General features: G+C 69.3%; 17 protein-coding genes and 2 pseudogenes. 7 read left to right on the plus strand and 12 right to left on the minus strand.

Features of this window, described 5'->3' with window-relative positions:
- Positions 1 to 88: 88 nt before the first annotated feature.
- Together ACIRHA_RS32470 and ACIRHA_RS32475 are read left to right on the plus strand one after the other, a co-directional pair.
- Positions 89 to 1501, plus strand: a pseudogene (locus ACIRHA_RS32470) (alkaline phosphatase family protein); the annotation flags it as partial.
- A gap of 135 nt (positions 1502 to 1636) precedes the next feature.
- Positions 1637 to 2572: a hypothetical protein gene (locus ACIRHA_RS32475; protein ID WP_403853475.1), complete on the plus strand. Its 936-nt coding sequence runs from the start codon at positions 1637 to 1639 to the stop codon at positions 2570 to 2572.
- A 426-nt stretch (positions 2573 to 2998) separates the two neighbouring features.
- Here the strand turns inward: ACIRHA_RS32475 and ACIRHA_RS32480 are convergent, their stop codons facing one another.
- The 9 genes and pseudogenes from ACIRHA_RS32480 to ACIRHA_RS32520 form a co-directional block, all read right to left on the minus strand.
- Positions 2999 to 3817, minus strand: coding sequence for a hypothetical protein (locus ACIRHA_RS32480; RefSeq protein WP_403853299.1), 819 nt, complete (start codon positions 3815 to 3817; stop codon positions 2999 to 3001).
- Positions 3818 to 3830: 13 nt separating this feature from the next.
- Positions 3831 to 4361, minus strand: coding sequence for an RNA polymerase sigma factor (locus tag ACIRHA_RS32485; protein WP_403853301.1), 531 nt, complete (start codon positions 4359 to 4361; stop codon positions 3831 to 3833).
- Positions 4362 to 4710: 349 nt separating this feature from the next.
- Positions 4711 to 4935, minus strand: a pseudogene (locus tag ACIRHA_RS32490) (transposase); the annotation flags it as partial.
- 290 nt (positions 4936 to 5225) lie between these two features.
- Complete coding sequence (locus ACIRHA_RS32495; protein WP_403853303.1) at positions 5226 to 5573, minus strand: hypothetical protein; 348 nt, start codon at positions 5571 to 5573, stop codon at positions 5226 to 5228.
- Complete coding sequence (locus ACIRHA_RS32500) at positions 5563 to 5766, minus strand: hypothetical protein (protein ID WP_403853305.1); 204 nt, start codon at positions 5764 to 5766, stop codon at positions 5563 to 5565. The genes ACIRHA_RS32495 and ACIRHA_RS32500 overlap by 11 nt, the downstream gene beginning before the upstream one ends.
- 8 nt (positions 5767 to 5774) lie before the next feature.
- The gene (locus ACIRHA_RS32505; RefSeq protein ID WP_403853307.1) at positions 5775 to 5951 is read right to left on the minus strand and encodes a hypothetical protein; all 177 of its coding nucleotides are present in this window, start codon (positions 5949 to 5951) and stop codon (positions 5775 to 5777) included.
- On the minus strand, positions 5944 to 6198 hold the full coding sequence (locus ACIRHA_RS32510; RefSeq protein ID WP_403853309.1) for a hypothetical protein: 255 nt from the start codon (positions 6196 to 6198) through the stop codon (positions 5944 to 5946). Before ACIRHA_RS32510 ends, ACIRHA_RS32505 begins: the two co-directional genes overlap by 8 nt.
- Positions 6195 to 6401 carry a hypothetical protein gene (locus ACIRHA_RS32515; protein WP_403853311.1) on the minus strand — a complete coding sequence of 69 codons (207 nt, stop codon included), beginning with the start codon at positions 6399 to 6401 and terminating at the stop codon, positions 6195 to 6197. Before ACIRHA_RS32515 ends, ACIRHA_RS32510 begins: the two co-directional genes overlap by 4 nt.
- A complete protein-coding gene (locus ACIRHA_RS32520; RefSeq protein ID WP_403853313.1) occupies positions 6398 to 6649 on the minus strand; it encodes a hypothetical protein in 252 nt (83 codons plus the stop codon). Before ACIRHA_RS32520 ends, ACIRHA_RS32515 begins: the two co-directional genes overlap by 4 nt.
- Positions 6650 to 7466: 817 nt before the next feature.
- Between ACIRHA_RS32520 and ACIRHA_RS32525 the strand changes: the two genes are divergently transcribed.
- Complete coding sequence (locus tag ACIRHA_RS32525) at positions 7467 to 7970, plus strand: DUF5362 family protein (RefSeq protein ID WP_403853315.1); 504 nt, start codon at positions 7467 to 7469, stop codon at positions 7968 to 7970.
- A 105-nt stretch (positions 7971 to 8075) separates the two neighbouring features.
- On the opposite strand, the gene ACIRHA_RS32530 is transcribed toward ACIRHA_RS32525, so the two are convergent.
- Positions 8076 to 8585 carry a hypothetical protein gene (locus ACIRHA_RS32530; protein ID WP_403853317.1) on the minus strand — a complete coding sequence of 170 codons (510 nt, stop codon included), beginning with the start codon at positions 8583 to 8585 and terminating at the stop codon, positions 8076 to 8078.
- Between the two features lie 266 nt (positions 8586 to 8851).
- Between ACIRHA_RS32530 and ACIRHA_RS32535 the strand changes: the two genes are divergently transcribed.
- The 4 genes from ACIRHA_RS32535 to ACIRHA_RS32550 all read left to right on the plus strand — a co-directional run bounded on the left by ACIRHA_RS32535 (position 8852) and on the right by ACIRHA_RS32550 (position 13969).
- Positions 8852 to 9121, plus strand: a complete 270-nt coding sequence (locus tag ACIRHA_RS32535) for a GNAT family N-acetyltransferase (RefSeq protein ID WP_403853477.1) — start codon at positions 8852 to 8854, stop codon at positions 9119 to 9121.
- Between the two features lie 739 nt (positions 9122 to 9860).
- A complete protein-coding gene (locus ACIRHA_RS32540) occupies positions 9861 to 10751 on the plus strand; it encodes a phosphotransferase enzyme family protein (protein ID WP_403853319.1) in 891 nt (296 codons plus the stop codon).
- On the plus strand, positions 10748 to 12691 hold the full coding sequence (locus ACIRHA_RS32545) for an ATP-binding cassette domain-containing protein (protein WP_403853321.1): 1944 nt from the start codon (positions 10748 to 10750) through the stop codon (positions 12689 to 12691). Before ACIRHA_RS32540 ends, ACIRHA_RS32545 begins: the two co-directional genes overlap by 4 nt.
- Before the next feature lie 78 nt (positions 12692 to 12769).
- Entirely contained in the window at positions 12770 to 13969 is a 1200-nt protein-coding gene (locus tag ACIRHA_RS32550) for a bifunctional class I SAM-dependent methyltransferase/NUDIX hydrolase (RefSeq protein WP_403853323.1), read from the plus strand.
- A 228-nt stretch (positions 13970 to 14197) separates the two neighbouring features.
- Here ACIRHA_RS32550 and ACIRHA_RS32555 read toward each other — a convergent pair whose 3' ends face one another.
- Positions 14198 to 15067, minus strand: a complete 870-nt coding sequence (locus ACIRHA_RS32555; protein ID WP_403853325.1) for an IS5 family transposase — start codon at positions 15065 to 15067, stop codon at positions 14198 to 14200.
- 531 nt (positions 15068 to 15598) lie between these two features.
- On the minus strand, positions 15599 to 16363 hold the full coding sequence (locus tag ACIRHA_RS32560; protein ID WP_403853327.1) for a FadR/GntR family transcriptional regulator: 765 nt from the start codon (positions 16361 to 16363) through the stop codon (positions 15599 to 15601).

A 16363-nucleotide genomic window follows, 5' to 3' on the forward strand; every position in this document is an offset into this window, starting at 1 on the left:
GCACCCACATGCGGCCGAGTAATCAAGAGACCTGCTGTCCGCTCGGGGAAATGCTTCCGGACCGTCGTGCCAGAAAGGTGTCTCATACATGCCCGAGATCACACGTCGTCGTCTGCTCGGATCCCTGGCGGGCACCGCCGCCGGTGCGCTCATCGCCTCGTATCTGCCGCCCAACCTGCAAGCGGCGGCAGCCGCGACGGCCAAACCCGGCTCCCTGCGCGACATCGAGCACGTGGTCATCCTGACGCTGGAGAACCGCTCGTTCGATCACTACTTCGGCTCGCTGGCCGGGGTCCGCGGGTTCGACGACCCGGAGGCGCTGCGGCTCCCGGACGGCAAGTCCGTGTTCTATCAACCGGATCCGAAGAACCCGGATGGTTACCTGCTGCCCTGGCACCTGGACACGCACCGTACGAACGCCCAGGCCATCCCCTCCACCAGCCACGCCTGGTCCGTGCAGCACGAGGCCTGGAACAACGGCAAGATGGACAACTGGCTGCCCGCTCACCGGCGAGCCGACGGAGACGCGGTCGGGCCGTACACCATGGGCTACTACGAATGGCAGGACATCCCCTTCGACTACGCGCTGGCCCACGCGTTCACCTTGTGTGACGGCTACTTCTGCTCCCTCATGGGCCCCACCTGGCCGAACCGCCTGTACCTGATGTCCGGCACGATCGATCCGGACGGCGCTGCGGGCGGCCCGGTCATCAGCAACGTCGTGCCGCAGCCGTACCGCTGGAAGTCCTATCCCGAGCAGTTGGAGGAGGCCGGGGTGAGCTGGCGCGTCTACCAGGACGAGGACGACTACGGCTGCAACCCGCTGGAGTTCTTCCAGACATTCCAGGACGCCAGACCCGGCTCGCCGCTGCACACGCGGGGCATGCGGATCGGCCCGGCAGATCAGTTCGAGCACGACGTCAAGCGCGGCCGGCTGCCCGCCGTCTCGTGGATCATCCCGACATCGGAACAGTCCTCCCACCCGGCGTATCTCCCGGCCGCCGCAGCCGACTTCGTGGCCGGCAAGCTCGAGGCCGTCGCGTCCGACCCGAACCTGTTCTCCAAGACCGTCTTCATCATCAACTACGACGAGAACGACGGGCTGTTCGACCATGTGCCACCGCCCACGCCGCCGGCCGGCACCCCGCACGAGTTCGTGGGCGGGCTGCCCATCGGCGGCGGGTTCCGAGTGCCTTGCACCATCGTGTCGCCGTGGACGCGCGGCGGGCACGTGGCGAGCGATGCGTTCGACCACACGTCCGTCCTGCAGTTCCTGGAGCAGGTCACCGGCGTACGCGCGGCCAACATCACGGACTGGCGGCGCGAGACGTTCGGCGACCTGACGTCCGCGCTAGGCATGAAGGTGAACAAGCGGTTTCCGCCCATGCCGCCTACGCTGCCATCGTTCTGGCTGGCGGAGTACGAGGCCGGGAACCTGCCCGCGCCGACGCTTCCCGGCACGGACCAGACGCCACCGCACCAGCAGCAGTCGCCGTCCCCCATGCCGTCCCAGAAGAACCCGGGCCGGCGCCGGGGCGGCGCCCTGCGCGACTCGCCCAGCCGCCTGGACGAGGTGCGCACCAGCGCCCGCGACGACTATCCCGACCACGGCAAGGGCACCAACTTCCCCGGCATCATGGAAGCGGTGTCCAGCCAGAGCCACCTGGACGCCGCGGCGGACTCGACCACGCCCGCCGTGTATGTCGCATCGCTCGGCGGCGGGCTCGCGATCCTCGACCGGTCGTCCGGCACTCTGATCGCCGCGGTCAAGGGGTTCACCAACGCGTACGGCATCACGGCCGCCGCGGGCAAGGTGTACGTGGCGAACTCCGGCACGAACACGGTCGCGGTGGTCGACCGGTCCACCAACAAGATCACGAAGAAGATCGCGGTGGGCGTGTACCCGCACGGCGCCGCCGCCTCGCCGGACAACACCCGCGTATACGTGGCCGACACCGGCCCGGACACCGGCCCAGGCGGCTCGCGGGACATCTCGGTGATCGACGTCGCGACCGACACGGTGACCGCCACCTACCAGGCCGGCGAGGCCCCGTACACGATCGCGGTATCCCCCGACGGCGCCCGGCTGTACGTTCCCTGCAGCAACGGCCTGTACGTGCTGGACGCGGCGGATGGCCGGCGGCTGACCGTCCTGAGCGAGCTGTCCCGCACCCGAGGCGCCACGCTGAGCCCCGACGGCAAGTCCTGCTACGTCACTCTGCCGACGGACGACCGTGTAGCCGTGGTGAACACCGCCACCGGCAAAGTCGTCAAGCGCATCACTACCGGCCGCGCCCCCTGGAACGTGGCCTTCACCGGCGACGGCTCGCACGCGTACGTCACCAACGCCAACGACGACACCCTGTCGATCATCGACACGTCCCGCCTGGCCGTGACCGGCACGCTGACGGTCGGCCACATACCCACCGGCATCATCGGCGACGGCACCGACATATGGGTCGCCAACAACACGTCCAGCACCATCATCCGCGTGGACACGACGACCAACACGGTCTCGGCAACCACTCCCCTGGGCTTGAGCAACGAGCCCACTTCCCTGGTGATCGCCTAGCGATCCCCCCGTCCCCGAGCGGGGAGCGACGGTGACTGAACGCGGAGCTCCCGGTGTGCCGTTCGGAAACTCGTCGCCGCTGGTCAGGCCGCGTATCTGTACTCGCTGATCACGCCGCCGAGTGCTCGGGTACGGAGGAGGCGGTGAGTGGCCAGGTTGGTCCCAGACGCTGGGCGCTCTTACTGAGTGTTTCGCCGTGAGGTGTGCGTTTGGTTCCGGGATGGGTTCCGTGCCAGTTGGGGGCTTCGTCAGCCGACCGGCGGGCTGTGAGATCGATCATCACGGGGCGGATCACGGCTTCGAGCGCTGTGGGTGCCGTTCGTAGTCGCGGGTCGAGCGGCAGTGGTGCACGGGCTGGCCGATGCATCGGTCGATGATCGACAGCCGGCGCGCAGAGCGTGCAGCGCCGCTGCCATCCTTTCCTCATTACTTTGCTAGCGATCCTGCGTTGATGGTCCGCTTCGTGCCGTTCTTCAAAGTGAGGGTGAGGGTGCCAGTCATTTGGTCGTGGGCCTCACTGTCTGGCCACCAGGCAGTCCACCTGCCCCAGGGCAGCGACGACGTCGTCATTTGCTCCACCGTGGCGTGGACGGTGCGCCCCTGGTCGCGCACGGTGATCGCCTTCACTTCTTCGCCCGCCAAGCCGACCATGTAGCGGAATCGAGCGGAGCCTTTGCCGAGGGCGCCCTGTGCGTCCAGCGTGATGTCGTTCGCGGACACCCCGTCCTCTGCATCCGAGGTGATGGGTACCGCCGCGCCTGGGCCTTCCGTGCCGGCCAGGCAGTACGCGGAGCGGTAGTTCGACGTGACGATCATGGAAGCAGTTGTTCCACGCCGGTCCCAGTTGAAGATCGCACCTGGTCGTCCCCTTCCTTTGTTGACGTCCATCGCCTTGTTGAAGCACTTGCCGAAGGCGACATTTCTTTGCGTCGGCCGGTGGGCGGTGCTGGTCCACGTGGCCACTTCGGCCGACGACAGGGGTCCGGATCCGCCCGACTCGGGTGGTTCAGCCGACAGCGTCACCGTAAGGAGAGCGGCTCCCGCGGTGAGCCCGGCAGCCGTCGTGTATGCCAGGCGTCGTACGAGCGGGCGGCGAAACCCGGTGGCGACGGCGCGGCTGGGCCGGTCGGAGTCGCTCAGGACGATCGCCAACAACTCTTCCTTGCGGGCGAGTTCGGCGGGGGAGAGTTCGGCGCGCGGGGCGGCATCGAGGTTGGCCAGGCGGGACAAGGGATCGGTCTTCATCAGAGGGCTCCTGTCAGTACTCGGGCGAGAGGGCGGGAGAAGCGGTGACGGCGGGGCTGAGAGCTCTGGTGAGGCGTCGTCTGGCGCGCGTCAGGCGCATGGCGTAGGCCGCGCGAGTGCAGTTGAGGACGGTGGCCGCGTCGCGGGCGCTGAGCCCTTCCCAGATGTGGAGCGCGAGGACTTCCTGGTCGGCCGAGGTGAGTGACCGCCAGGCTGCAGCGAGATCGATGCGGCTGTCGACATGAGCTGTCTCGTCGACCGCGCGTTCGTGCCCGGGGACCTCTGTGGTCTGGATGTGAACCATGAGTGCGGCCTGCCGGCGCATCGTGCGGTCCGCGTTGAGCATCACGTTGCGTGCCGCACCGAACAGCCAAGGCCGCGGGTTGTCGGGGAGTTCGTGGCGGCGGCGCCACGCAGCGAGGAACGTCTCTCCCACAATGTCGTCCACGGCCATCGGGTGGGCCCGGCGGCGCACGAACCGCAGCACGTCCTCGTAGTGAGCCCGGTACACGTCCGTGAACTGGGCCTCGGTATCGATTGGCATGGCTTCCTTCCGTAGCGCCTGCCCTTACATGTCCGCGACGGGCACAAGTGCAACAGACTCCAACTCACGGATTCTCAGGTCCCTGAAGCAACAGACTGGACAGCCTGGCAAAAATCGCTTGAGGCTTCTGCCCGGGCTGGTGTGATGACGGCGCGGAACTGTCCTGGACGGTCTGTTCGCCTGGTTGAGCCCTCGCTGATTTCGGTACCTGGCCAGCGCAGCTGAGGACCGAAGGCCCCTACGCAATTCGCTGAGACCGACCGGGAAGCCTGCCCATGGGGCGGGGGCACGCTGATGATGATTCACGGAGCCATTGGTCCGCGGGCGCACGTCTCGTTCCGGGTCGGATTCAACGCCAGTTGGGAGTGGCTTCGCCGGTGAGTCTGCGGGCCATGAGGTCGATCATGGCGAGGTGGATCATGGCTTCGGAGCGGTGCGGGTGTCGCTCGTAGTCGCGGGCGAGGCGCCGGTGGTGCGTGAGCCGGCCGATGCTCCGTTCGATAGTCCAGCGTCTGGGGATGATCGTGAATCCGCGGGTGGCGGGCGGGCGTTGGACGGGGTGGACGTCGATGCCGCCGATGCCACGGAGGGTGACGGCCGCGGCGCCGCCGAGCACAGCCTTCTTGACCTTGGAGGCCGACTTCTTCGGGGAGTCGTTGCCGGGGACGGGTGCGGTGGGCGTGGTCATGGCTATGCCTTTTCCGTGAGCGGGGGGGGACCATCCCAACGCCTACGCGCCCCTTGGATGCCGCAACACGGATGGCGAGCGGCAACGGCCGCTGACTCCCCCGCGTCGCGCGTACCGTCCAAGACGCTGGCGAGTAGGTCTGCTCTCCCACCTCGTCCCGCTCCAAGCCGCGTGGTTTACCAGTTCATGTGGCGCGGCATGCCGCAGTACCCGGAGGTATCCCTGGGGCAGTCGTGGCGAAGGGCGTCATCGGGGATGCCGAGCAGATGGCGTACGAGGCGGGCGGTCACGGACACCCCACGACGCAACTCCCTCTCACTCTCCGTCTGTTCCGGCATCCGGCGGGGCGGGCGGTCGGTGCCGGTGAGGGCCCGGTGCAGGCTCCAGGCGCCGAAGGCGGCCGCCGTCATGACACCGAAGCCCGCCGACACCCAGCCGTCGTGGAAGAGGCCCTGCGCAACGTAGGCGACCATGCCGCCGAAGAACAGCGCGTACATGACCCGGACCAGAGCGCTAAAGATCATCCGCGCCCCTCTGTCGCCGCCGCTTCTTCCAGTAGGCGCCGACCAGCCGAAACAGGAGACTGAAGACCACCAGCATGCCGAGGCTCAGGCACGCGTCCCCGAAGGTCCGCCCGCTCACAAGTACCTGCACCGCGAGGTAGCCCGGCAGGACGATCCCCAGCGCCACGATGCGCGCGTGCCTCTCGGACGACATCCGCCTCGTCATTCGTCCTCCCCCTTGTCCACGTGCTTCTGGAGGACGACGAACAGGACGGCGATGACACCGAGGGACACCCAGCTGCCGCCGAAGCTCACCCACCGCAGCGGCAGCCCGGCGACGCGCACCACCGTCACGACGGCGCCCGTGGCGATGGCGAGGCGGCGCAGGTATCTAGCCATCGTGGTCCTCGTCTTCGTACTCCGGCTGGCCGGTGCGGCGCCACCACCACTGGAAGATGAGCTGGGAAGCGGTGGTGCTGATCCCCAAGCTGATCGCCATCTGCCGGTCGCCGATGATGAGCCCCATCGCGCCGTAGATCACGACGGCCACGAAGACGGTGACCAGGACCTCCCGGGCGGAGAGTTGCTTCGGCGGGTCCGTGTGGGCACCCATCAACAACAGGCGCCGCTTCACACGCAGCTTCATTCGCCGACCTCCTCCCACCGCTCCCGGTGCCGGTAGTCGCGCAGCGAGATGCCTATCGCGCCGAGCTGGCACGTCCCGGCGACGGCCGAAACGGTAATCGACCAGACCGACGCGTGAGGGCTGGTCACGAGATATCCGAGGTTCGAGACGAGCGAGAGGGACATGCCGCCCACGAACACCCGTCGCTGCGTGCGCACCTTCATCGCCGCCGCCTCTCTTCGCGGCGCAGGCGCCGGTGCAGGCGCTCCAGCTCCATCTGGTGCTGCCGGGCGGGTTCACGCCGGTCACAGCGGATGGACCAGGCCAGGTTCATGACGAGGCAGGCGCCGAGGACTGACCAGAACACGCGAGCCTGCCCTGTGTGGCTCATGGCGACTCCGGTGAAGCCGAGGACCTGCCCGGCCAGCGCGCCGTACGGCCACAGCAGGCTCCCGTGCGCCGACCGCTTCACTTGCGGCCCTTGAAGCCGTAGTAGATGGCCAGCCCGATGAGGGTGAGCGCGACCATCAGGTACTCGGTCTCCAGGCCGTGAGGGACCCGAGCCGCCAGAGGGAGGATCACTTGCGCCTCCGCCGGACGACGTGGACGGCGAAGCCGCCCCCGATGGCCGACGCCACGATCCCTTCATCGTGCGGCAGGTCCGTCGGGAGCTGTCCGCCCCCGCCGCTGAAGGCCAGGTGCCTCACTGACGTCACTCTCGCTCGGATAAGCCCCCCGGCTGTCGATGTGTCCGGGGGACGCTAGGTGGCGGGCCGGGCCTCACGGAAATGGATCAAGGGGTTGGTTGCATGTCTCACACGTTGTTCAGCGGGGCGGCGGGCAGCTGTGGGGGCGTGCCACGGGCGGCGCCTCGTTCAACACAGCCGGCTACCCCAACCTCGTACGGTCGTTCAAGGCCGGTCGTTCAGCGTTCAGACTCCTCGCAGGGCCGGGCGCGCGCTCCCCCAGCCCGAAGCCGTCTCCTGCGCGCCGGACGCCCTCACACCCCCGTCGCGCTGGGCGACCTGCTGACGGCCATTGAGGCGGGCATGGCAGTCGCGGACGGCATCCCAGCCATCCCGGCCGTCGCGATACTGGATCGGCGGCCGGTTCCGGGCGTCTCCCGGTGAGGTGTACGCCGGGCGACGGCCCGGCTCCGGTCTGTACGACGCCGCCCGCCCCGGGACCAATGCCGCCTAGCTCAGGGCGAACGCCCCTCAACCACACCGCCCGCCGGCCTCTACGTTGGGCTGGAACCCCCTTACGCGCACGGCAGCAAAGGCACCCCCATGAGCGCGCCCGTCCACACGTGGTCACCGGCCACCGAACCCCGTGTCGTCTTCGACGGCTTCGCAGGGCCGACGAGCCCTGAGCGCATCGAGCAGGAGATGGACCGCTTCACCGGCAGTCAGATCGCCCGCGGCTGGACGCTCGTCCACCAGCAGGGCGGCGCCGCGCTGCTCCAGTCGCAAACGGAGAAGACCAACACCGGCGGATCCATGGCGAAGGCCGGCGGCGCCGCGGCCGGCGGTGTCGGCATCCTGTCGATGCTCGGCGGCGTGTTCCTGATGCTCGCCGGCATCGTCCTCTGCCTCACGATCATCGGGGCCGTCCTCGGCGTGCCGCTCATCATGGCGGCGCTCGCGATGTTCGGTGGCGGCGCGGCGGTCGGCGGTGCGGGTACGGCCGTCGGTGCGGCCGGGGTGGCTTCCGGCGGCCCGAGCACGCTCTACCGTCGCGTGTCTGTGTGGGCCGACGAGACCGGCCGTCTGTACGCGAAGGACGTCGCGTAGCTCCCGGCGACACCCACGCGGGTCCTCCGCCCCTCCCCCGTTTCGACGGACTCGGCTCCGGCCAGGACCGCCGGGAGGCACGGGCGGGGGCGCCTCTGGCGGTCGTCAGGAGTTGCGTTGCAGGGCTGCCATCTGGTGCAGGGCGTCGTCGAAGATGCCGGGCCAGTCCGCACTCGGGAAGAGCTTCATCGCCCGCCTCACTTCGGGCAGTGTCACGCGGGCTGCTCCCCCGGGCCGCTCAGGTCCGGCCAGCGGGACCAGGCCGGCGAGCAGCCGGGTCGGGCGGGTGATCCGGATGTCCTGCACCACTGCGGCCGCGGTCTCGGGCAGCCGCCCGCCCGCCGCCTCGGCATGCGCGACCGCCTCGGACAGCCACTCCGTCACCAGGGTCACCACACCGGAGGGGTCACGGCCCGAGACCGAGGCTGCGCGCGCCTGGGCCACGCACGGAGCGCAGTCATCGAGCGCCGCGGCGACGAGGAGGTGCACGTTTCCGGGCTGGACGGTTCGGTCGGAGGAGGCCCGGGTTGCCGCTGCACGGCGCGCCGCGGCCGCGGCGTCGGCCGCGGTCTCGTCGGGCAGGGCGTGGCGGCCGCGGGAGGGGCACTGGAACATGCGTCCCACTCGAGCATCGACGTCCGGCCGGAATCAAGCCGCAGTCTGCGCAGGCCGGCCGGACGTGCTGTGAGAAGTTCGGCGCCGTGAGGCCGCTCACCGCGCGGTGGCCTTCACCCTCCGCTCGTGGTCGGCCGCTTCCGCCGGGTCGGCAGCTTGCTCCTCATCCGAGCGGGATCGCCGTTGTCACGGAGCTGACTGCCGGACGGAGGTGCAGGATCGCTCTTATGCCGTTCAACCCGGACAGGCCGGCCCCTGCCGGCGGAATGAAGTACCGCACGGAGCACGGGTACGTGCTCGCCGGCCCTGATGACCGGGGTTGCTGCGTCATCCACGAGCTTTGGGTGGCTCCTGGGCGCCGGGGCTACGGCGAGGGGCGCGCACTCGTGGATCATGTTCGTGCCTGGGCCCGCAGCCAGGGCCTCAGCCCCATGGTGGTCCAGTGCTCGCCCCGCAACGACGTCGGCCGCGCCTTCTACGAGTCCCTCGGCATGCGCCCGGTGTCCATCGTTTACCAGGACGATCCAACCGACTAGGCCGCCCCGGGCATGGCGGACTCCCGCTCGTTCGTCGCCCTTGAAAGGCAACGCATCCGTGCCGACGGCGCCGATGCTAGCCGCCGTCGCGGGCTCCCGGGGGCGTGGCGCTCCGGGCGTTCACCCGGCCGCAAGTCAGATCAAGCCACTCTCGCCGGCGCAGGATTCTGGGCTTGGCCGGAGAGTTCAAGAATCCTTTCTCCCGTCATCCCTCCTGGTCAGTGCTCTCCCTTGCAGGCTGCCTGCGTCTGGAAAGGGCGGCCCGGGATTGACCGGATCACGGTGTGGGTGGCCGGGGATTGTCAGTGGCGTGGGCGAGGGTCCGACCGCAGAGCACAGCCACATCCCACCGAAGGAGACCGGTGCCGTCGACGCGTCTTGCAGCCCGCTGCTCGGGCCACCGCGTCGTCGCCTGCTTCGTACGTGTGAAGCGAACGATTCGAGAGGAGCCGCTCGCGCGGACGGCTGCTGCCGTCCGCGTCTCGGCGTCGAATCCCTACTCGACTCGTCGCCCTCGGCTGCCGGTAGCCGCCTTGAGATCAGGCGCGTTGCCGGGTGCTCCGCCACACTTCCGCTACCGAGGAGACATCGTGAATCCCGTCCGTGTGCTGGTCACTCTTCACCCTGCTTTTGAGAACCCTCCTGCCGCGTCCGCCGAGGCCCTCGCGTTCGGGCGGACCGTCGACGTCCGCCGCGTCCTGTTCGCCGCAGCCTCACGCCCGTCATCGGGGTGGGGGGCATGACCAACTCGACCACGCCGTCCCCCGCCCTGCTCGCGTGGGCCTGCCGGGCACTCGGCGCTCGTCCCGCCGTCACGGACGTCAGCCATCCGCGCGAGAACTCCCGCGTCTGGCGGCTCGACCTGCCCGGGTCGCTCTGCTTCTACCTGAAAGTCTCCCCCAAGGCCGTGATGTACGAGCGCGAGACGCTCGCGCTGCGAAGTGCTGCACCAGCCCTCGGCGCCGGCGGTGCGCCCCAGCTACGTGCCTCGAGCGCGGAGGATCTGGCACTGCTACTGACCGCAGTCCCAGGACGGCCGCTCAACGAGCAGGCGCTCACGCCCGTTGAGGAAGCCCACGCGCATCGTCAGGCCGGCGCGCTGCTGGCCCGCCTGCACGCGGCCGGCGACCTGTCCGGTCCTCGACGCATCGAGGCCGAGCAGGCACTGCAGGCCGCCGGCGACGGCGCCGAGGGACATCTGGCGCAGGCCGGTGACCGGCTGACCATGTCGGAACAGAAGCTCGTGCGCGAGCTGGCCGAGCAGCTTCGTCTCCTGCCGCCGCTGCCGATCGCGTACATCCACGGCGACGCGTGGGACCGCAACCTCATGTGGTCGACCGCCCTGCAGCAAGCCGGATGGATCGACTTCGAGCGATCCCGGGCCGCGACTGCAGTGCAGGACTTCGTGTTGCCGGCCTGTTCCACCTGGACCGATCGGCCCGATCTGCGGGCCGCGTGCCTCCAGGGCTACGGCCGCAACCTCACCGCCGAGGAGCAGCACGCCCTGACGTGCCTCGCGGCGATCGACGCGGTCAGCTGCCTGGTCTGGGGACCGAGGTTCGGCGACCCGCACGTCACCGCACGCGGGCGGCGCACCCTGGACCGGCTGCTGGCGGGGGTGTTCGCATGACCTCACCACGCCACACGACCGACTCCCCGGCCGCCGATGCAGCAGACCACAGCGGCGCGGCCGCGTCCCTCCCGGCCGCGCGGACGGGCGCTCCGCAGCCCTCGGCGCCGCCCGAGCTCGACTACAACGGGCGCAAACACCGGCGGGCGATGGACGACGCCACGTTGTGGGACATGGCTCGCCGGATCCCCGCCGCACTGAACCAGACGGCCCGTCTGGCCTGGAGCGTCGACCGGCGCATGGCCCTGACGATCCTCGTGTGCCAGCTGCTGTCCGGCATCGGCACGGCCGTCATGCTCAGCGCCGTCGCGAAGGCCCTGCCGCAGCTGATGGTCGACGACCCCCGCGCCGGCCTCACTCATGCGTGGCCGGCGTTGACCGTCGCCGTCCTGGCGATGGCCACCGGCGCGGCCATGTGGATCCTCGCGGACTGGGCGACCCGGCACCTCAACCCGAAGATCGCCGCCTCCGCGGATCTGCAGCTTGTGGATCTCCATATGCGGGTCGAACTCGCCGCCTATGACGCGGAAGGGTTCAGCGACCGCAGCCAGGCGGCGGAGATCGGTGCGCAGCGCGCCGTCGATCTCGCCGACGACGCCAAGACCCTCACCAACGGATTCGTGCAGCTCGCCTCCGCGGCCGCGGTACTCACCACCCTGCACCCGCTGCTCCTCGGTGTGCTGCTGTTGTCCGTCCTCCCCCGCGGCCTCGGCGGCGTCATGGCCGCGCGGGTCGACTACCGCGTCCACGACCAGACCATCTCCGCCCGCAATGTCCGCGGGATGATGCGCTGGTGGCTGACAACAGGCGATCTCGCCGACGAGCTCCGCGCCAACACCATGCGCAGCTACCTGCACTTTTGGTATCGATCCATGAGTGAACGGGTCGTGACGCGGGAGTGCGCCGGGGCGCGCCCGTATCTGCGGATCACGCTGCTGGCCGCCGCACTCGGAGGCCTGTTCACCCTCGGCATGTGGGCCTCGCTCGCCGGCCTGGTCCTCGCCGGCGCCATGACGACCGCGATCGCAGGCACCGCGGTCGTCGCCTCGCAGACCGCCGGCCGCGCCCTGAACTCGATCATCCGCTACAGCACGGTGATGTTCCACCACGGCCTCTACCTCTCCGACTACTTCGAATTCATCGACGAGGTCCGCGCCATGACCACGGCCCGCGGCACCGCGCAGGCCGGGCCCCCGCAGCAGATCCGCCTCGAGGGCGCCTCCTACACGTACCCGAGCAAGGGGACCGCGGCCGTCAAGCCGATCACCCTCACCCTGAACCGTGGCGAAGTCGTCGCCCTCGTTGGGGAAAACGGGGCCGGTAAGTCCACGCTGATCCGCATGCTCACCGGACTGACCGTCCCGACCGACGGCAAGGCGTGGTGGGACGACACCGACCTGGCCGGCGCCGACGCGGAATCAGTGTGGCGGCACGTGGGCCTGGTGCCACAGAAGAACGGCCATTGGCCTCTCGCCGGCCGGGAAAACATCACCCTGGGCCAGCCACGTGAGCACGGCGACGGCCGCATCTGGGACGCGGCCGAGCGGGTCGGCATGACCAAGGCCCTGCGTGAACTCCCCATGGAGCTGGACACGTTGCTCGCCCGGTCGGTGTGGGGCGGTCACGAGCTCTCCGGAGGTCAGTGGCAGCGGCTTGCCTGCGCGAGAGCGATGTACAGGGAGCCGGCCGTACTCGTCCTGGACGAGCCGACCAGCGAGATGGACGCCCGAGGGGAGCACCAGGTCTTCCGAGAGCTGCGGGCCATGGCCCCGGACCGGATCACCGTGGTGGTCACCCATCGCCTCGACAACGTGCGGATGGCCGACCGAGTGATTGTCCTCGATCAGGGGGCCGTCCGGGAGCAGGGCTCCTTCGACGAACTCCTCGCGACCGAGGGGAGTTTGCTCGGCGAGCTGTACGCCCTCGCCCAGGACCGCTGACCCACGGCCACCAGCTGAGCCAACGCGGGGCCGCGCCGACGGCGCGGCCCCGCCCATTCCCCGACGCCAAGGAGCGCCATGAACAGCCTCGAGTCCGAAGCCGTCAACGCCCGGGCCTGGACCACGTACGGCACCCACCATCTGCGGCGCGGCACCGAAGTCCCGGACGTGGATCGCGTCTCCTGGGGGTTCTGGCCGACCGGACCTGGAGCGGAGGTTCTCGGCGACTTGACCGGCCTGCGGGTCCTGGACCTGTGCTCCGGCTTGGGCAAGCACGCCGCCCACCTGGTACGCGAGCACGGCGCCACCGTCGATGCCGTCGAAGCGTCCGCCGGCCAGCACGCGCGCGCTGTGGCCCGGTACGGCGATGTCCCGGGGCTCACGCTCATCCACGCCGACGCCGTCGAGCACCTGTACCAGGCCGAGCCCTATGACGTGATCTACTCCATCCACGGCTTCGCCTACATCGACCCCCACCGTCTGCTGCCCGCTCTCCGGCTGGCCCTGAAGCGTGGCGGGCGCCTCGTGTTCTCCGTCCTGCACACCAACTCCCACGGCCACGGGCCCTCTTCGAGCGTCGCCCCGCGCGCGGAGATCCTGCCGCTCGCCGGAGGCGAGGGCCAGGGCATCGAGATGTGGGTACTCACCCCGAAGCTGTGGGAAGACCTCTGCGTCGACAACGGTCTCCTCATCGACGGGATCGACGCACTCGACGCCCCCGAGGACGACAACCCGGTCTCCGTGCGCCTCTACCGTGGGCGAAGCCGCACCTTGGCCAGCAGCCGGCAGCGCTTCACCCGCCCGCCGAAGCCCACCGCAATGCTCGGCGTCGGCGCGATCCTGCACGGCCCCCACGGAGTCCTGTTGGGAGTTCACCGCCATGGGACCATCGAGCTCCCGGGCGGGACCGTGGAGCCCGGCGAATCCCTGAAGCACACGGTCGTCCGCGAGCTCTACGAAGAGACCGGATGCCGAGCACACGAAGAGGACGTCATCCTGCTCGGTGTCCTGGTGGGCCAGGTCGGCCCTGTCGTTCGGGCCACAGTGCCCGCGATCGTGACCCGCTGGGACGGCGAGCCGGCAACCCAGCCGAACGAGAGCGTGGGCGACTGGCGCTGGCACCCTCTCGACCAGCTCCCGGACGGCTTGTTCGTCCCCAGCGGTCAGTGCCTTACCGCCTGGCGGCCGGAACTCGCGATCGAACACCCGGTGGCCCACTTCGAACCCTTCGCCAGCCGCGCCAGGGCAGCGTCTGACCGTTACAACTGCTGCGGGTGATCCCACCAACCGGTGATGACGGCCGGGCGGCCACCGACCGAGGCTCGCGTGGTCACCTGCCAAGTGTCGCCGTGGTCGTCGCGGGCCGTCCTCATCACTCTCGAACGGGCCAGGACCATGCCATGCCACACCGGCTGGGCCCGGTCCCGTCCGCGGGCTCGGCATGGAAGGCGGAGCCCATGACCTGTCGATGGCCTCGCTGCTAAGAGGTCGTTTTCACCCGTAGTTTCATCCCGATATGCGGCTTTGGTGTACTGGTGCCGGGTCGCGCCAGGAGACTGAGTTCTCGCCGGTGAGACGGCGGGCCATGAGGTCGGTCATGGCGAGGTGGATCATGGCTTCGGAGCGGTGCGGGTGGGTTTCGTAGTCGCGGGCCAGGCGGCGGTTCAGCATCAGCCAGCCGTAGGTCCGCTCGACCGTCCAGCGCTTCGGGACCGGGGTGAACCCCCGGGTTCCGGGCGTGCGTTGAACGATTTCGAGATCAATGCCGAGGGTGGCGGCGTGCTCGATGAAGTGCTTGCGGTAGCCGCCGTCGACCCACACCTTACGCAGGCTGGGATGGTCGGCCGCGGCTTGCGCCAGCAGGGTGCGGCCGGCGGTCGAGTCCTGCACGCTCGCAGCGGTGACCAGGACCGCCAGTAACAGGCCGAGGGTGTCGGTGATGACGCTGCGCTTGCGGCCCACGATCTTTTTGCCCGCGTCGATGCCCTGGCTCTGAGCGGGGACGCTGGTGGAGGTCTTGACGCTCTGCGCGTCGATCACGCATGCCGAGGGGTGACGGTGCTTGCCCTCCTGGGCTCGCACCAACTCCCGCAGCAGCCCGTTGAGCTGGGCGAAGATGCCGTCGGTCTGCCATTTGGCGAAGTAGCCGTAGACCGACTGCCAGGGCGGGAAATCATGCGGAAGGTAGGCCCACTGACAGCCCGTGCGGTCCACGTACAGGATCGCGTTCATGATCCCGCACAGGTCATGCCGGGGCGGCCGGCCGAAGTCCAGCGCGCGGCCGCGGCGCTCGAAGCGCCAGGCGGCCAGCACCGGCTCGACCAACTCCCAGCGGGCATCGGACAGATCACTCGGACACGCACGCCGTTTAGTCATGGCGTTGGCGTACCGCGGTTCGGGGGCGTGCGCCCAGGCGTGCGTCCGGCTTCGTGGAAGCACGGAACAGACCCGGACGCCCTGGAATGAGACAGGCGCAAGACGACTGCCGCCCCAGGCGTCACACCACTCGCCTCAAAGAGCACGGCGAGCCCAGCCATCGCATCCCTACCACCGACGGGCACAGACAAAAGTGGTAGATAACAGCACACTCAAGAGGAAAACGACCTCTTAGCTTGACTCCGTCGGGAATCTTGGAGTGAACAAGGTCAACTGCCCGGGTTCCGCCATGACTTCGACCGGGGGATCTGGTGCCAGTCCAGTCCTGGAACAGGGTGTCGCCCGTGAAGACGGTGCCGAGCGCGGGCGCGTACAGAGTGTCCGAACCGTGGCAGTGGCCCGGCGTGCGCAGCATCGTCAACTCGACTCCAGCGACGGCCACTTGCTGCCTGTCGGCCAGTGCGAGCAGCATGCGGGGGTGCCGGCTTCGCCGAGGTCCCAAAGTCTGGGCAGGGGGGACCTCCCCAGACGTCACCTCTCGGTCATGTGCCCCTCGTCGGCCAGGGCGAGATCGATGACCTCGGACACATAGCGGTCGGTGTTGTCGAAGTGTCGGTTCATCGCCGCGCCGGCCGCGGCCGCATCGCCCGCTGCCACCGCTTCGAAGATGCCTCGGTGCATCACGACGGCGGCCGGGTCGCCGATCGTGCGGCGGGTGGTCTGCTCGCGCACCCGTCGCAATGCGCCGTGCATCAATTCGTAGATGCCCAGCACCACCGGGTTGTCCGCAGCGTCCAGGAGCACCTTGTGGAAGTCCACGTCCGCGGCGGCGAACTCCTCCACATCGTGCGCATCGCACGCCTGCTGCATGCGTGCCAGGCACGTCTCGAGCCGGGCGAGATGGTCGTCCGAGCGGCGCTCCGCCGCGAGGCCCACCAGCCCGGTCTCCAGCATGCGCCGCAGTTCGGTGAGGCTCTGGTACAGGGGTGCGCCCTGCCCTGCCTCGATCAGCGCCGAGAGGACCGCCGGGTCCAGGTGGGACCAGCGGGATCGCGGGTTGACGAACGTGCCCCGCCCCCGCTCGACGCGGAGCACACCCAACCGCTGCAGGGAGCGCACCGCCTCGCGCAGGGTCAGCCGGCTGACGCCGAGTTCCCCGGCGAGTTCGCCTTCTTGCGGGAGCCGGGCGTCGGCGTCGAGGTCGCCCGAGACGACCGCGCCGAGCAGACGCTGCTCGACGCGGTTGGTGAGCGTGCCTGATTTCGCACCCGGCAGCGCGCCGATCCCGTTTGACAT

It is taken from the genome of Streptomyces sp. NPDC102360 (genome assembly GCF_044766085.1).
Classification (GTDB): Bacteria; Actinomycetota; Actinomycetes; order Streptomycetales; family Streptomycetaceae; genus Streptomyces.

Coding starts and splice junctions, on each gene's coding strand:
- ACIRHA_RS32475 (WP_403853475.1), top strand. CDS start 1,637: ATGGAAGCGGTGTCCAGCCAGAGCCACCTGGACGCCGCGGCGGACTCG.
- ACIRHA_RS32535 (WP_403853477.1), top strand. CDS start 8,852: ATGAAGTACCGCACGGAGCACGGGTACGTGCTCGCCGGCCCTGATGAC.
- ACIRHA_RS32495 (WP_403853303.1), bottom strand. CDS start 5,573: ATGATCTTTAGCGCTCTGGTCCGGGTCATGTACGCGCTGTTCTTCGGC.
- ACIRHA_RS32500 (WP_403853305.1), bottom strand. CDS start 5,766: ATGTCGTCCGAGAGGCACGCGCGCATCGTGGCGCTGGGGATCGTCCTG.
- ACIRHA_RS32505 (WP_403853307.1), bottom strand. CDS start 5,951: ATGGCTAGATACCTGCGCCGCCTCGCCATCGCCACGGGCGCCGTCGTG.
- ACIRHA_RS32540 (WP_403853319.1), top strand. CDS start 9,861: ATGACCAACTCGACCACGCCGTCCCCCGCCCTGCTCGCGTGGGCCTGC.
- ACIRHA_RS32515 (WP_403853311.1), bottom strand. CDS start 6,401: ATGAAGGTGCGCACGCAGCGACGGGTGTTCGTGGGCGGCATGTCCCTC.
- ACIRHA_RS32510 (WP_403853309.1), bottom strand. CDS start 6,198: ATGAAGCTGCGTGTGAAGCGGCGCCTGTTGTTGATGGGTGCCCACACG.
- ACIRHA_RS32545 (WP_403853321.1), top strand. CDS start 10,748: ATGACCTCACCACGCCACACGACCGACTCCCCGGCCGCCGATGCAGCA.
- ACIRHA_RS32560 (WP_403853327.1), bottom strand. CDS start 16,363: ATGTCAAACGGGATCGGCGCGCTGCCGGGTGCGAAATCAGGCACGCTC.
- ACIRHA_RS32485 (WP_403853301.1), bottom strand. CDS start 4,361: ATGCCAATCGATACCGAGGCCCAGTTCACGGACGTGTACCGGGCTCAC.
- ACIRHA_RS32550 (WP_403853323.1), top strand. CDS start 12,770: ATGAACAGCCTCGAGTCCGAAGCCGTCAACGCCCGGGCCTGGACCACG.
- ACIRHA_RS32480 (WP_403853299.1), bottom strand. CDS start 3,817: ATGAAGACCGATCCCTTGTCCCGCCTGGCCAACCTCGATGCCGCCCCG.
- ACIRHA_RS32530 (WP_403853317.1), bottom strand. CDS start 8,585: ATGTTCCAGTGCCCCTCCCGCGGCCGCCACGCCCTGCCCGACGAGACC.
- ACIRHA_RS32525 (WP_403853315.1), top strand. CDS start 7,467: ATGAGCGCGCCCGTCCACACGTGGTCACCGGCCACCGAACCCCGTGTC.
- ACIRHA_RS32555 (WP_403853325.1), bottom strand. CDS start 15,067: ATGACTAAACGGCGTGCGTGTCCGAGTGATCTGTCCGATGCCCGCTGG.